Raw genomic sequence first — 14,876 nt, 5'->3', positions numbered from 1 at the left:
CTCAGTTTGCGGGGTTCCGCCCTCCTGCGTCCTTGAGTGGTAGCGGAAGCGGTCGGTCATGCCAGTATTCAACCTTACGGGGTTTTCGCCCTCCAGCGTCATCGTCAATGGGGGCGGCCCGTTGCAGGCCGGCTCCAGCGTCATGCTGGACCCCAGTTTTTCGACGGCGACCGACCGGCTGAATTTTTCCGTCACGGATGATGACGACGTTTTCTCGGGCGGCACGGGGGCGCAGCAGGACAGCAACCAGACGGCCGTGGTCACCAATGCGGCCGGGCAGACGGTGGCGAATGGCCTCGTCCGGGTGGGCAATGCCTATACCCTGAACACCGGCGACCGTGAGTTCATGGTCTATGAGGTCTATGTCGGCCAGACGCTGGTGGGCTATGTCTCGGACCTTGATCTGCAACCGGGGATCAGTGCGACGGTGACCTCCGTCCAGTCGGCGACGGCGGCCGAGCCGCGCTATGGCGACATCCGGGAGCAGACCTACAACCCGGCCGGCGACAATGACGTCGATGGCGGGACGGGCAATGACAATGTGCAGTCCGGTGCCGGGAACGACAGGGTCAGGGGCGATGGTGGCAATGACACGATCGACGGCGGCAGCGGCAATGACAGGATCGAGGGCGATGCCGGCAATGACGTCCTGACGGGCGGGACCGGGGCGGACCTGATCTATGGCGGCGATGGCAATGACCGGGTCATCCTGGCGATGCAGGACGGGGCCGATACGCTGTATGGCGGGAACGGGACCGACACGCTGGATGGGAGCGGGCTGACCGGGAACGTCACCCTTACCTTCAACGGCACGGGCAGCGGCACGATGACCGGGGCGGCGGGAAGCGATGAATTCTATGAATTCGAGCGCTTCGTGCTGGGGTCCGGCAATGATTCCGTCTTTGGCGGATCGGGGGCGGACAGCGTCGATGCCGGGGCGGGCAATGACTCGCTCTCGGGCGCGGGCGGGGCGGATACGCTGGCCGGGGGAGCGGGCAACGACACGCTGCGCGGCGGCACGGGGAACGACCAGCTTTGGGGTGGCGACGGGGATGACCTCTTTGTCATCGTTTCCGGCGACGGATCGGACACGATCACGGGCGGGTCGGGGAATGACACGCTGGACATGTCGGGCTTTACCACGGGGGTAACGCTCAATGCCTCGGGCGAGGGGGCGGGGACGGCCTCGGGCGGGGGCGGGACGACCAGCTATTCGCAGGTTGAAACGGTGGTCACCGGATCGGCGGGGGATTCGCTGACCGGCGGCAGTGGCAACGACATCTTTGACACCCGGGCCGGGGCGGACACGATCTTTGCCGGGGCGGGCAATGACCGGCTGTTCGGCGGGGATGGGACGGATTCGCTCGATGCCGGGGCGGGGGATGACTGGGTCGAGGGTGGGAACGACGGCGACACGGTCTTTGGCGGCATCGGCAACGACTCCGTCTATGGCGGAGCGGGTGCGGATTCGCTGGATGCCGGGGCGGGGAATGACCTTGTGGATGCCGGGACCGAGAATGACACGGTCTTTGGCGGCACGGGCAATGACTCCATCTTTGGCGGGGCGGGGACGGATTCGCTGGATGCCGGGGATGGCGACGACCTGGTGCAGGCCGGGATCGGCGATGACATCCTGTTCGGCGGGATCGGGACAGATCAGCTTTTCGGCGGTGACGGCAATGACTCGGTGGATGGCGGGGATGGCAACGACCTGCTGGATGCCGGGGCAGGGAACGACACGCTGTTCGGCGGCGCGGGGGATGACACGGTTCGCGGCGGGGCCGGGTCCGACACGATGGTCGGCGGGTCGGGGACCGACCGGCTGGACTATTCCGATGCGACGGCGGGGGTGTCGGTCAATCTGGAGACCAACGCCACGGGCGGCGGCGCGGCAGGGGATTCGATCAGCGGCTTCGAGGATCTTCAGGGATCGGCGCTGAATGACACGCTGACGGGGAACGGGGACAACAACCGGCTCTGGGGCGGGGCGGGGGAAGACCGTCTGTTCGGCGGGGCGGGGAATGACAGCCTGTCGGGGGGCGATGGCAACGACTCGCTGGATGGCGGGGCGGGCAATGACACGCTGGCGGGCGGGGCCGGGGCGGATACGCTGCGTGGCAGCACCGGGATGGATGTGGCCGATTATTCGGCCAGCGATGCGGCGATCAACATCAACCTTTCGACCTGGAGCGCATCGGGCGGCCATGCGCAGGGCGATGTCCTGAGCGGGATCGACGGCATCATCGGGTCTGCCTTCAACGACACGATCACCGGGTTCGACAATTTCGGAACGGAGAGTTCGGACTGGTTTATCAACACCCTCTACGGCGGGGCGGGCGAGGATCTGATCGACGGTCTGGCGGGGAATGACATCCTGTCGGGCGGGGCGGACAACGATACCGTTTTCGCCGGTCTGGGCGACGATACCGTTGATGGCGACGAGGGGAATGACCGGCTGTTCGGCGGGGCCGGGAATGACACCATCCGCGGCGGAACCGGGAATGACTCCATCACCGGTGGCGAGGGGGCCGATACTCTGAGCGGGGGGGAGGGGCGCGATGTCTTCTTCCTGACCACGGGCGGCGGGTCGGATGCGATCACGGATTTCGACGTGACGCTGGTGGACGGTCTTTTTGCCGATCAGTTGGACGTGTCGGGGCTGGTGGACGAGCAGGGCAATCCGGTGCGGCTGCGCGACGTGACGGTGACGTCGGACGGGGCGGGCGGGTCGATCCTGAGCTTTCCGGGCGGGGTGTCGATCCGGCTGGCAGGAGTGGATGCGGCGGTGTTCCAGAGCCGCCCGGCGCTGGCGCAGATCGGGATTCCCTGTTTCGGGACCGGGACCCTGATCCTGACGGAGCGGGGCGAGGTGCCGGTGGAGATGATCCGGGCGGGCGACCTTGTGATGACGCTGGACCACGGGTTGCAGCCGGTGATCTGGGCGGGCGGGCGGCATCTGGACCGCGCGGCGCTGGCGGCGGAGCCGCTGTTGCGGCCGGTGCTGATCCGCGACGGGGCGCTGGGCAACCGGGGGGATGTGCTGGTTTCGCCCAATCATGCGGTTCTGGCCGAGGTGGACGGGCAGGAGATGCTGGTGCGGGCCAAGCATCTGGCCGAGACGGGGGATGCGCGGTTCCGCATCGCCAAGGGGCGGCGCGAGGTGAAGTATCACCACCTTCTGCTGGAGCGGCACGGGATCGTTTTCGCGCAAGGCATGGCGACGGAGACGATGTATCCCGGCCCGATTGCCGTGGCGGCGCTGGGCGCAGAGGTGGCGGCGGAGATCGCGGCGGCCTTCCCGCTGCTGGCCCCTGTTTTGGCGGGCGTGGTGGCGGCGGAGTGGCTGTATGGCCCGACCGCGCGGCCCGTGGCCAAGCGGCGGATGATTTTTTGTGCAACACCTGCCCGGCAGAGGGCCGCGGCCTGAGGCAATTTGTCCGGGCCCGTGCCGCGCTGCGGCATGAGCAAGGGGCAGGCAAGGCGGGGCGGAAGGCGATTTTCCCGCCACCCGCATTCAAACTGCCGCATTGGATGGCGAATGGGTCGCAAACTGGCCTGTTTTCCCGCATTCGCGGATGATAGCCCCGATCCATGACAAGCCGGTTGCAATGCCGGGACGCATTGGCTTTAGTCATGTGAATATGAGCGGGACAACCGCCGAGAAGACCGGGGAGATGCCATTGGCCGCCACGCGCCAGAACGACGGCTTCGTCGTGTTCGACCATGTTCAGAAAAGCTACGATGGCGTTTCGCTTGTCGTGAAAGACTTGAACCTGACCATCGGCAAGGGCGAGTTCCTGACGATGCTTGGCCCTTCGGGCAGCGGCAAGACGACCTGCCTGATGATGCTGGCAGGGTTCGAGACCGCCACGAATGGCGAGATCCTGCTGGATGGCCGCCCGATCAACCAGGTGCCGCCGCACAAGCGCGGGATCGGGATGGTGTTCCAGAATTACGCGCTGTTCCCGCATATGACGGTGGGCGAGAACCTTGCCTTTCCGCTGGAAGTGCGGGGGATGGGCAAATCGGAGCGCGAGGCGAAGATCAAGCGCGCGCTGGACATGGTGCAGATGGGGGCCTTTGCCAACCGTCGCCCCGCGCAGCTTTCGGGCGGGCAGCAGCAGCGGATCGCGCTGGCACGCGCGCTGGTCTTTGACCCCAAGCTCGTGCTGATGGATGAACCGCTTGGCGCGCTGGACAAGCAGTTGCGCGAACATATGCAGTTCGAGATCAAGCATCTGCATGAATCGCTTGGAATTACCGTGGTTTACGTGACCCATGACCAAGGCGAGGCACTGACGATGTCGGACCGGATCGCCGTCTTCAACGATGGGCGCATCCAGCAGCTTGCGCCGCCGGCGGACCTGTATGAACGGCCCGACAACAGTTTCGTGGCGCAGTTCATCGGCGAGAACAACCGGCTGGAAGGCACGGTGGAAGAGATCAAGGGCGGGCGGGCGCTGGTGCGGCTGGCCACCGGCGAGTTAATCGACGCGACGCCCGTGAACGTGTCGTCCAAGGGACAGAAGACGCTGGTGTCGATCCGGCCCGAGCGGGTGGAGTTCAAGCCCGACCTTCTGCCCCCCGACGCGCATCTGATCGAGGCGGAGGTGGTCGAGGTCATCTATATGGGTGACCTGTTCCGCACCGTGCTGAAGGTGGCGGGGCATGATGATTTCGTCATCAAGAGCCGGAACACGCTGGGCCAGCGCGTGCTGACCCCCGGCGAGAAGATCAGGATCGGCTGGGCGCCGCAGGATGCGCGCGCGCTCGACCCGGTCTGACAGACTGCCCTGTCCGCAGGGGCGGGGCCAATGACAACAGAGCAGTTCTGTTCAACATGGGAGCTAACCAACGATGAAGAAAATCCTGATCCTCACCACCGCCCTGACAGGCTTTGCCGTTTCGGCAGGCGCGCAGGAACTGACGGTGATGTCCTGGGGCGGCGCCTATGGCGAAGCCCAGACCGAAGCGCATGTGAAGCCCTGGGCCGCCGCGTCGGGCTTTGCCGCCAAGATGGTGGACAGCGACAACCCGGCGACCCCGATCAAGGCCATGGTCGAAGCGGGCAATGTGACCATCGACGTGGCCTCGCTGGAATATGCCGATGCGATCCGTCTGTGCGACGAAGGCATGCTGGAGCCGATCGACATCGCTTCGCTGCCTGCCGGTGCCGATGGCACGCCCGCGGCTGACGACTTCCTGGCGGGCGCCGTGACGGAATGCGGCGTGTCGACCGATATCTGGTCGAACGTCTTTGCCTATGACAGCTCGAAACTGACGGGAACGGTGCCGACGACCGCCGCTGATTTCTTCGATCTGGAGAAGTTCCCCGGCAAGCGCGGCCTGAAGAAGGGCGCGAAGGCCGTTCTGGAATTCGCGCTGATCGCCGATGGCGTGCCGGTGGGCGAAGTCTATGACGTTCTCTCCACCCCGGAAGGTGTGGACCGCGCCTTTGCGAAGCTCGACACCATCAAGTCGGAAGTCGTCTGGTGGGAAGCCGGGTCGCAGGCGCCGCAGCTTCTGGCAGATGGCGAGGTGGTGATGACGACCGCCTATAATGGCCGGATCTTCAACGCCGCCATTGCCGAGAACAAGCCGTTCGAAATCGTCTGGGACGGCCAGATCTACGAAAACGAGATGTATGCGATTCCGAAGGGCGCGCCGAACAAGGACAAGGCGCTGGAATTCATCGCCTATGCCACCTCGACCGAAGGTCTGCGCGCGCAGGCGACCTATATCTCCTATGGTCCGGCGCGGAAATCGGCGCTGGCCGAGGAACTGATCTACAAGGACGGCAAGACCGTCATGGGGCCGCATCTGCCGACCGCGCCCGAGAACATGACGAATGCGCTGGAAACCTCGGCCGAGTTCTGGGTGGACCGGAACGCGGAACTGAACGAGCGCTTCAACGCCTGGCTCGCGCAGTGATCTGACGACAGGGGGGCGCGGGCAATCCGCGCCCCCATTCTCTTTCCCGACGGACCTGACCCATGGCCGATGTGACCGCTGCCGCCGCCCCGAGCATGGCGCCCCTGACGACCGCCGACGGACGCCCCCTGAAGGCCGCGCTGGCCGCGGCGCAGGCGCGGGCGAAGCGGCGGGCCTTTCTGCTGGTCCTGCCCTTGCTGGCCTTTGTCGTGCTGACCTTCATCATCCCGATCGGGCAGATGCTGGACCGGTCCTTTCACCATGACGGGTTTTCGGCCAATGCCCCTGCGGTATCGGCCTGGTTCGCCGCCAATCCGCCGGGCACCGAGCCCGACGAGGCCGCCTATGCCGCGCTGGCCGAGGATTTCCGCGGGATGAAGGCGAACAAGACGGCGGGCGAGGCGGGGACGCGGGTGAACTATACCCTGCCGGAGACCCGGTCGCTGATCACCAAGACGGCGCGCAATGCCGATGATCTGGCGCCGCCCTACAAGGAGGCCTTCCTTGCCATCGACGACCGCTGGGACGATCCGGCCGTCTGGCAGGCGATGCGGTCCTCGTCCAGCGAGTTCACGGCCGATTTCTACCTCTCTGCCCTTGATCTGGAACGCGCCGAGGATGGCAGCATCCGGCGAGTGGAAGAGAACGGGCGGATCTATGTCTATCTTTTCGTGAAGACCTTCCTGATTTCCGCGCTGATCACGCTGATCTGCCTGCTGCTGGCCTTTCCGGTTGCCCATCTGCTGGCCACGCTGCCGATGGCGAAGGCGAACCTTCTGATGATCCTGGTGCTTCTGCCCTTCTGGACGTCGCTGCTGGTGCGGACGACAAGCTGGATCGTGCTGTTGCAGGGCGAAGGGGTGATCAACGATCTGCTGATCGCGCTCGGGTTCATCGGGGATGATGGGCGGTTGAAGATGATCTACAACCAGACCGGCACGATCATCGTGATGACCCATGTGCTGCTGCCCTTCATGATCCTGCCGCTTTATTCGGTGATGCGGGTGATCCCGCCGAGCTATGCCCGCGCCGCCCGCAGCCTTGGGGCGACAAGCTGGACCACCTTCCGGCGCATCTACCTGCCGCAGACCCTGCCGGGGATCGGGGCGGGGGCGCTGCTCGTCTTCATCCTTGCCGTCGGGTATTTCATCACGCCCGCGCTGGTGGGGGGGGCGGATGGTCAGCTCATCTCGAACCTGATCGACTTCCACATGAAGAATTCCAACTGGTCGATGGCGGCGGCGCTGTCGGCGATGCTGCTGGCGGGGGTGCTGGTCCTTTACTGGCTCTATGACCGGCTGATCGGCATCGACAACCTGAAACTCGGCTGAGGGAGCGCGGATCATGGCCCTGCCCATCTATGCAAGCCCCCTGGAGCGGATCTGGCATTACACCTATCTGGTGCTCTGCACGGCGATCTTCATCTTCCTGATTTCGCCCATCCTTGTGGTCATTCCGCTGTCCTTCAATGCGGAGCCCTATTTCACCTTCACCGAGGCGATGCTGACCTTCGATCCGGTGGGCTATTCGCTGCGCTGGTATGATGCGCTCTTGACGCTGGGGATGCAGGCGCCGGATGCGCTGCGCGACGGGGCCTGGTGGCGCGACATGTGGGAAAACTCCACCTGGGTGCGGGCGGCGAAGAATTCGATCATCGTGGGCTTCTGGTCCACGATCCTTGCCACCGTTCTGGGCACGCTGGCGGCGCTGGGCCTGAGCCGGCCGGAAATGCCCTATCGCCGGGTGGTGATGGCGATCCTGATCAGCCCGATGATCGTGCCGATCATCATCATCGCGACGGGGCTGTTCTTCTTCTATTCCAACCCCTGCTCGATCCTCGGCTTCGAATGCGGGCGGCTGACGAGCACCTATCTGGGCGTGATCCTGGCCCATACCACGCTGGGCATCCCCTTCGTCATCATCACCGTGACGGCGACGCTGTCGGGGTTCGACCAGTCGCTGATCCGCGCCTCGGCGAGCCTTGGGGCCTCGCCCTCGCGGACCTTCTTCAAGGTGATCATGCCGCTCATCCTGCCGGGGGTGGTGTCGGGTGCGCTCTTTGCCTTCGTGACCAGCTTTGACGAGGTGGTGGCGGTGCTGTTCATCGCGGGGCCGGATCAGCAGACCATCCCGCGGCAGATGTGGAACGGCATCCGCGAGGCGATCTCGCCTGCCATTCTGGCGGTGGCGACGATCCTGGTCGTGATCTCCATCGCGCTGCTGGCAACGGTGGAACTGCTGCGGCGGCGGTCAGAGCGGCTGCGGGGCGTGACGCCGCACTGAGCCGCCGGGTGAGCCACCGGGGCGGGGCGAAAAATCTTCAGTGAAGATTCTTCGGGGGGGCCGGGACGGAAAAATCTTCGGATGAAGATTTTTCGGGGGTGGGAAGAATATTCGGATGAAAATTCTTCCGGCGCGGCGTGCGGCCGTGTCAGGGCAGGATCTGAAGCCAGAGCCAGATGGTGCCGATGGACAGCGCGGTGGCGATGAGAACGGTCGAGGCTGCGACCCGTTTGCCCACGCCGTAGAGATTGGCGAAGATATAGGCGTTCACGCCGGGGGCCATGGCGGCGGTCATCACGGCCGAGCGCAAGGCAGGCGTGTCGAGGTCGAAGGCGAAGCGGCCCAAGCCATAGGTCAGGGCCGGGTGCAGCACCAGCGAGCAGGTGGTGAGCATCGCGATGATGCGGAAGTCGCCATCGGGCCGGTAGCGCAGGAGAACGCCGCCCAGGCCGAAGAGGGCCGTGGGGATGGCTGTCCCGGCCACAAGGCCCACCGCCGACCAGGCGACATCGGGCAGGGGCAGGCCCGAGAGGTTGACGGCGAAGCCTGCGGTGATGCCCAGGACGAGGGGTTGCGAGAAGATCGCCTTGACGATCTGTCGCGTGAGCGCCGCGCCGGACAGGCCCTGTCCGCGCGTTCGCGCCCATTCCATCAGCGCGATGCCGAAGCCGTAGAAGACGGGTGAATGGATGGAGATGATGGCAAAGTTGCCGGCCAGCGCCTCGGCCCCATAGGCGCGTTCGGTGATCGGCACGCCGAGCAGGAGCGAATTGGAGAAGAGGGCCACGAAGCCGATGGCGGTGGCATCGGTGAGCGGGCGGCGGAAGACCAGGATCGCCGCGGCGAAGGCGGTGAAGAAGGAGGTGAAGGCGGCGAGGTAGAAGGCGAGGAAGAGGCCGGGCTGATAGGTGGCCGAAAGGTCCAGCCGCGCGATGGAGGAGAAGAGGAGTGTGGGGGCGGCGAAGTTCTGGGCATAGCGCATCAGCGCATCCACCGCCTCGGGCCCGAAGAGGCGGGCGCGGGCGGCGGCATAACCGAAGCCGATCACCAGAAAGACGGGCAGGATGACGTCGAGAAGCGCGTTCACAGCCTCAGGCCTGATTGCCGTATTCGATGACCATCCCGTCATGGGCGGGGCGGATATGGGGCGGGAGTTCCGCCTCCATCTCGGCGAAGTCGAGGTCGTGATGCATGTTGGTGATCACGGCGCGGGTGGGGCGGGCGCGGGCGATCCAGTCCAGCGTCAGGGCCAGATGGGCATGGGTCGGATGCGGCTTGCGGCGCAGCGCATCGACGATCCAGCAGTCGAGACCGGCGAGATGGGGCCAGCTTGACTCGGGGATGTCCACCGCATCGGGCAGATAGGCCAGCGGGCCGATGCGGAAGCCGAGCGCATCCATGCTGCCGTGATGGGCGGTGAAGGGGGTGAAGCGGAGCGTGCCGCCTGCGCCTGCGATATGGATGTCGCCCTCGATCAGGTTGAGGTCGAGGATGGGCGGGTAGGGGCTGCCTGCGGGCTGGACAAAGGCATAGCCGAAGCGGGAGACCAGCGCCTCTTGCGTGGGGCCATCGGCCCAGACGGGCAGGCGGCGGCGCAGGTTGAAGACGATCTGGCGCAGGTCATCCAGGCCATGGACATGGTCGGCATGGGAATGGGTATAGACCACGGCATCCAGCGTGCCGATGCCTGCGTCGAGGAGTTGCTCGCGCATGTCGGGCGTGGTGTCGATCAGGACGCGGGTGATACCGTCCGGCGTTTCGCGTTCCACCAGAAGCGAGCAGCGGCGGCGGCGGTTCTTCGGGTTGAACGGGTCGCAGGCGCCCCAGTCGCCGCCGGGCGGGCCGAGGCGGGGCACGCCCCCGGAGGAGCCGCAGCCGAGAATGGTGAAGCGCAGCGTGGCCATCAGGCGGCCTTTGCCTTGCGCGCGGCGCGGGCGAAGAGGCGGTCGAAATTCGCCGTGGTCTGGGCGGCGAATTCGGCTTCGGTCATGCCGTAGAGCGCGGCCCCGGTCCTGGCGGTGAAGGCGGTATAGGCGGGTTCGTTCCTTTTGCCGCGATGGGGGATCGGGGCGAGGTAGGGGCTGTCGGTTTCCAGAAGGATCCGGTCCACGGGGGCGGCGGCGAAGATGTCGCGCAAGTCCTGCGATTTGGGGAAGGTCGCGATGCCGGACATGGAGAGGTAGAAGCCGAGGTCGAGCGCGGCCCTGGCCAGCGCCGCCCCGGAGGAAAAGCAGTGCATGACGCAAGAATAGGGGCGTTCGCGGAAGCCTTCGGTCAGGATCGCCGCCATGTCGTCATCCGCCGCGCGGGCGTGGATGATGAGGGGAAGGCCCGTTTCCTGCGCCGCGAGTATGTGGAGGCGGAGCGAGGTCTTCTGCACCTCGGCGCTGTCGGCAGTGTAGTGGTAGTCGAGGCCGGTTTCGCCGATGCCCACGAATTTCGGGTGGCGGGCGAGGGCGATGAGCTGATCCACGGTGACGAGTGGTTCTTCGGCCGCGCTCATCGGGTGGGTGCCTGCGGCGTAGAAGACGCCCTCATGCGCCTCGGCGATGGCGCGGACGGCGGGTTCGTTTTTCAGCCTTGTGCAGATCGTGACCATGCGGGTGACGCCTGCGGCGCGGGCGCGGGCGATGACGTCGGGCAGGCCTTCCGCGAAATCGGGAAAGTCGAGATGGCAGTGGCTGTCGACGAGTTCGGGCCGAAGTTCGGGCGGGGTATCGGAGGTCATGGACGCTCACCTCTGGGCGAGCGTTCCCGCCGTCTTTTCAAGGGTCAGAACCATATCCATGAGAAGCGCGGCAGGGTCAAGGTTCACCGCCTTGCCGCGGCGCGCGCGCTGGGCCAGCGATTGGGCGATTTCGGCCCAGTGGCGGGCGGCCTCGGGGTGGTCGGCAAGGCGGGTGAGGAGGGCGGATTCGCCCTTTGCGGCCTCGGGCGGAAGCTGGCGGGTGGCGGCGGCGCGGGCGAGGCGGGTGAGGAAAAGGTCGATCAGCGAGAGGATGAGGTCGAACTGCGCCTCGGCCCCCCGGCCTGCGCCAAGCTCGGCCAGTGCGAGGGCGCGGGGGCGGTCGAGGCGGGGGAGGGAGGCGAAGAGGTCGATCAGCAGGGCGTAGAGCTTCAGCCCGTCGAGATTGGTGAGGCGGAAGGCCTCTCCCACCGAACCGCCGGCGAGTTCGGCCAAGGCCTGGGCCTGATCCTCGGCCACCTCGCCCCCGGCGGCGGTGAGGGCCTGGGCGAGCGCATCGGGGGCGAGCGCGGAGAGGCGCAATTCGCGGCAGCGTGAGCGGATGGTTGGCAGCAGGCGGTGGGGTTGATGTGCGACGAGGAAGAAGGTTGCCCCGGCGGGCGGTTCCTCGAGCAGTTTCAGGACGGCATTGGCGGCGGAGGTGTTCAACTCGTCGGCGGCGTCGATGATCGCCACGCGGCGGCCGCCATCGGCGGCGGACATGGAGAAGAAGGATTTGAGCGCGCGCGCCTCTTCGACGGTGATTTCCTGCCGCAGGCGGCTGTTCTTGTCATCCCAGGGGCGACGGAGGAGGAAGAGCCGGGGTTCCGACAGGGCGCGGAGGCGGCGGGCGAGGGGGGTGTCCTCGGGCGTGTCGAGAGTTTCGGGCGGGGCGGGCGCGCCGAAAAGGCCGCCGTCCTCGGCGGGGGCATCGAGCAGGAAGCGTGCGATGCGCCAGGCGAGCGTGGCCTTGCCGACGCCGCGCGGGCCGGAGATGAGCCAGCCGTGATGCAGGCGGCCGGAGGAGAAGGCGGAGAGGAAGGTCGCCTCGGCGGCCTCATGGCCGAAAAGGCGGGCGGTTTCGCGCGGATGGGGGGCGCCTTCGATGCGGTCGGGTTCGGGGATGTCCTCGGGGGCGGTGGTGGCCATGGGTCAGCCCAGATGCGGCAGGACGGCGGCGCGGATATCGGCGGCGACGCTGTCGGCATCCCGCGCGCCGTCGATCAGGCGAAAGCGGGGATGGCGGGCGGCCAGGTCGAGAAAGCCCGCGCGCATCCGGGCCTGGGTGTCGAGGCCCATGTCTTCGAAGCGCAATTCGGTGCCGGCGCGGGCGCGGGCGCGGGAGAGGCCGATGGCGGGGTCGATGTCCACGAGGATGGTGAGATCGGGTTCGGTGCCGATCATCAGGTCATGCAGACGGTCCACGGTGGCGACCAGATCGCCGCGCGTGATGCCCTGATAGATGCGGGTGCTGTCGGCGAAGCGGTCGGTGATGACGATCTCGCCCCGCGCCAGCGCCGGGCGGATGGTCTTTTCCAGATGGTCGCGGCGGGCGGCGGTGAAGAGCAGGATTTCGGTTTCCGCCGACCAGCGGTCGGGATCCCCTTCCAGCACGAGGCGGCGGATTTCCTCGGCCCCCGGTGAGCCGCCCGGTTCGCGGGTCAGCGTCACGGCATGGCCATCGGCGCGCAGGCTTTCGGCCAGACGGCGGGCCTGCGTGGATTTTCCCGATCCGTCGATGCCTTCGAAGCTGAGGAAGAGGCCGGGCATCAGGAGGCCGGGGCCGGGACATCCGAGAGATAGCGCTGCATCAGCACCTGCGCGGCGGTCGTCAGCCGCTTGGTGAAGCCGCCCTGGGCGACATCGCCCTCGGCGACCAGCGGGATGCGGGCATCGGGCAGTTCGGGGACATGGACGATGAGTTCGCCCATCGGCTGGCCTGCGGTGACGGGGGCGTTGACTGGCCCGGTGAAGACCACCTCGGCTGTCACGCTATCTTGCACCAGCGCGGGGACGAGGAGGCGCACGTCATTGGCCGGGACGAGACCCACAGTTTCCGCCGCGCCCATCCAGACCGGCGCCTCGGCGACGCGGGTGCCTGCGGTGACGAGGGTCTTTTCGGCGAATTGACGGAAGGCCCAGTTGACGATGGCCTCGGATTCCTCGGCCCGGTCCTTGTCGGAGGCAAGGCCGGTGATGACGAAGATCACGCGGCGGTCGCCCATGGTGGCCGAGCCAACAAGGCCATAGCCGGCCTCGGAGGTGTGCCCGGTCTTGAGCCCATCGGCCTGCCAGTCGGCGGCGGCGATCCGCAGGAGCGGGTTGCGGTTCGAGGCATTGGCCGGGGCGCGGTCCTTGTAGTTGAACTCTGTCTCGGCGAAGATCGGGTAATATTCGGGGAATTCGAGGATCAGCCGTTTGGCGAGGATGCCCAGATCGCGCATCGACATGCGATGTTCGGGATCGGGCCAGCCGGAGGAATTCTTGAAGACCGCATTGGTCATCCCCAGCGCGCGGCCGCGTTCCGTCATCAGCTTGGAAAAGGCCTCTTCGGTGCCTGCCAGGCCTTCGGCCACGACGACGCAGGCATCATTGCCGGAATTGATGATCATGCCGCGGATCAGGTCCATCACCGTGGGGCGATCCGTTTCGTTCAGGAACATGGTCGAACCGCCCATCGCCATGGCCCGTGACGAGACGGCGAAGGTCGTCTCGGGGGTCACGCGGCCATCGCGCAGCGCCTCGAACAGCATGTTGATCGTCATCAGCTTGGACATGGAGGCCGGGGGGAGGGCTTCGTCGGCGTTCTTGTCCAGCAGGACGGTTTGCGTGGAAACGTCATAGACCCAGGCCGCGGTGGCGCGCGTCTCGAAGGCGCGGGCGGGCAGGGCCGCCAGAAGCAGGAGCGCGGCGAGGCTGGCGGCACGGGCGGCGGCACGAAGCAGGCGGATCATGCGCGGGCAGTCCTTTCTTCGGTTGGCAGGTCAGCGGCGGATCGCATAGGCATCGGCAAAGCCCAGGTCCTTGACCTTGGCGAGCAGGGCGTCGCGGGTGCCCGGGCCGGAGGCGGTGACGCTCCACCATGTCTTGCCCTGCGTGGTTTCCTTGCGCGCGGCGGCGGTGAGGCCGGCCTTCTGGAGCGTCTGCACGGCGCGGTTGGCATTGGCTTCCTGCGAGAAGATGCCGATCTGCACTGTCGCGGTGCCGCCCGCAGGGGCCGCAGCCGCCGGGGCGGCGGCCGTGGCGGCCGGGGCGGGGGTGTCCGCGATGACGGGGGCGGCAGGCTGGGCCGCCTCGGCCTCGTCTATCGCGGTGGCGGCGATGGCTTCGACCGACACGGCTGCCGGGGCTGACGCGCCGGAGGCGGCAGCGGCCCCCGTGCTGGCTGGCGTATTGGCTGCCGCGCTGGCGGTGGTGCTGGCGGCCACGGGTTCATTCGCGTCGAGGAGGGGGCGGGAGGCATCGGTTTCGGCGGCAACCTCCTCGCGGCGCAAGGCGGTGACGGAGAGCGTTCCGGGCTGGCCCGCCAGCAGGCCGAGCGCCTCGGCCGCATCGGAGGAGATCTGGAGCTTCGGTCCGGGATTGAAGACCTCGCGCTTGAACAGCGCGCCGATGACGAATTTTCCGTTTGCGGGGTTGCGCAGGATGACGCGTTCGGGATCGGTGGCATCGGGTGAGGCGACCCAGACACCGCCCAGCGAGGGGCGGCCATCCCAAAGCGCCTGATCGGTGACCTGGAAGACCTCTGGCGCTTCGACATCGCGATCGACGAGGGTGACGGAACGGGCCGAGGGGGCGGCGGTCGCCCCGCCGTCAGCGTTCGCCGCCGTGCCGTCCGCACCGCGGCCGAAGGGGTTCTGACCCGGCTGGCAGGCGGCCAGCGCGATGACTGTCGAAAGAAGAAGCGCACTGCGCATCTGCGGAAATCCTGCCATTC

The 14,876-nt window shown here is 66.8% G+C and carries 12 protein-coding genes; 5 read left to right on the top strand and 7 right to left on the bottom strand.

Going from position 1 to position 14,876, the window contains the following annotated elements; translation table 11 throughout:
* Positions 1 to 58 precede the first annotated feature (58 nt).
* From C0V75_RS16410 to C0V75_RS16390, 5 genes are all read left to right on the top strand, one after another.
* Positions 59 to 3,427, top strand: a complete 3,369-nt coding sequence (locus tag C0V75_RS16410; RefSeq protein ID WP_143710438.1) for a Hint domain-containing protein — start codon at positions 59 to 61, stop codon at positions 3,425 to 3,427.
* A 247-nt stretch (positions 3,428 to 3,674) separates the two neighbouring features.
* Positions 3,675 to 4,784, top strand: a complete 1,110-nt coding sequence (locus C0V75_RS16405) for an ABC transporter ATP-binding protein (RefSeq protein WP_173861091.1) — start codon at positions 3,675 to 3,677, stop codon at positions 4,782 to 4,784.
* 73 nt (positions 4,785 to 4,857) lie between these two features.
* Positions 4,858 to 5,931, top strand: coding sequence for an ABC transporter substrate-binding protein (locus C0V75_RS16400; RefSeq protein ID WP_101922039.1), 1,074 nt, complete (start codon positions 4,858 to 4,860; stop codon positions 5,929 to 5,931).
* Between the two features lie 62 nt (positions 5,932 to 5,993).
* Positions 5,994 to 7,262, top strand: coding sequence for an ABC transporter permease (locus tag C0V75_RS16395; RefSeq protein WP_101922038.1), 1,269 nt, complete (start codon positions 5,994 to 5,996; stop codon positions 7,260 to 7,262).
* Between the two features lie 13 nt (positions 7,263 to 7,275).
* Positions 7,276 to 8,214, top strand: a complete 939-nt coding sequence (locus C0V75_RS16390; RefSeq protein ID WP_101922037.1) for an ABC transporter permease — start codon at positions 7,276 to 7,278, stop codon at positions 8,212 to 8,214.
* Positions 8,215 to 8,362: 148 nt separating this feature from the next.
* Here C0V75_RS16390 and C0V75_RS16385 read toward each other — a convergent pair whose 3' ends face one another.
* The 7 genes from C0V75_RS16385 to C0V75_RS16355 are packed head-to-tail and all read right to left on the bottom strand — an operon-like array spanning position 8,363 to position 14,856.
* Complete coding sequence (locus C0V75_RS16385; protein WP_101922036.1) at positions 8,363 to 9,301, bottom strand: AEC family transporter; 939 nt, start codon at positions 9,299 to 9,301, stop codon at positions 8,363 to 8,365.
* A 4-nt stretch (positions 9,302 to 9,305) separates the two neighbouring features.
* Positions 9,306 to 10,118 (bottom strand): MBL fold metallo-hydrolase, encoded by an 813-nt coding sequence (locus tag C0V75_RS16380; RefSeq protein ID WP_101922035.1) that lies wholly within the window; start codon positions 10,116 to 10,118, stop codon positions 9,306 to 9,308.
* Positions 10,118 to 10,942, bottom strand: coding sequence for a TatD family hydrolase (locus C0V75_RS16375; protein WP_101922034.1), 825 nt, complete (start codon positions 10,940 to 10,942; stop codon positions 10,118 to 10,120). Before C0V75_RS16375 ends, C0V75_RS16380 begins: the two co-directional genes overlap by 1 nt.
* Before the next feature lie 6 nt (positions 10,943 to 10,948).
* The gene (locus C0V75_RS16370) at positions 10,949 to 12,088 is read right to left on the bottom strand and encodes a DNA polymerase III subunit delta' (protein WP_101922033.1); all 1,140 of its coding nucleotides are present in this window, start codon (positions 12,086 to 12,088) and stop codon (positions 10,949 to 10,951) included.
* A gap of 3 nt (positions 12,089 to 12,091) precedes the next feature.
* The gene (gene tmk / locus C0V75_RS16365) at positions 12,092 to 12,709 is read right to left on the bottom strand and encodes a dTMP kinase (RefSeq protein ID WP_101922032.1); all 618 of its coding nucleotides are present in this window, start codon (positions 12,707 to 12,709) and stop codon (positions 12,092 to 12,094) included.
* Positions 12,709 to 13,893: a D-alanyl-D-alanine carboxypeptidase family protein gene (locus C0V75_RS16360; protein ID WP_101922031.1), complete on the bottom strand. Its 1,185-nt coding sequence runs from the start codon at positions 13,891 to 13,893 to the stop codon at positions 12,709 to 12,711. The genes tmk and C0V75_RS16360 overlap by 1 nt, the downstream gene beginning before the upstream one ends.
* A 30-nt stretch (positions 13,894 to 13,923) precedes the next feature.
* The gene (locus C0V75_RS16355; protein WP_254216506.1) at positions 13,924 to 14,856 is read right to left on the bottom strand and encodes an SPOR domain-containing protein; all 933 of its coding nucleotides are present in this window, start codon (positions 14,854 to 14,856) and stop codon (positions 13,924 to 13,926) included.
* Between the last annotated feature and the right edge of the window lie 20 nt (positions 14,857 to 14,876).

Source organism: Tabrizicola sp. TH137, from assembly GCF_002855575.1.
Taxonomy (GTDB): Bacteria; Pseudomonadota; Alphaproteobacteria; order Rhodobacterales; family Rhodobacteraceae; genus Paragemmobacter.
Note: the sequence above shows the minus strand (reverse complement) of the source record. Positions and strands in the feature narration are given on the sequence as shown.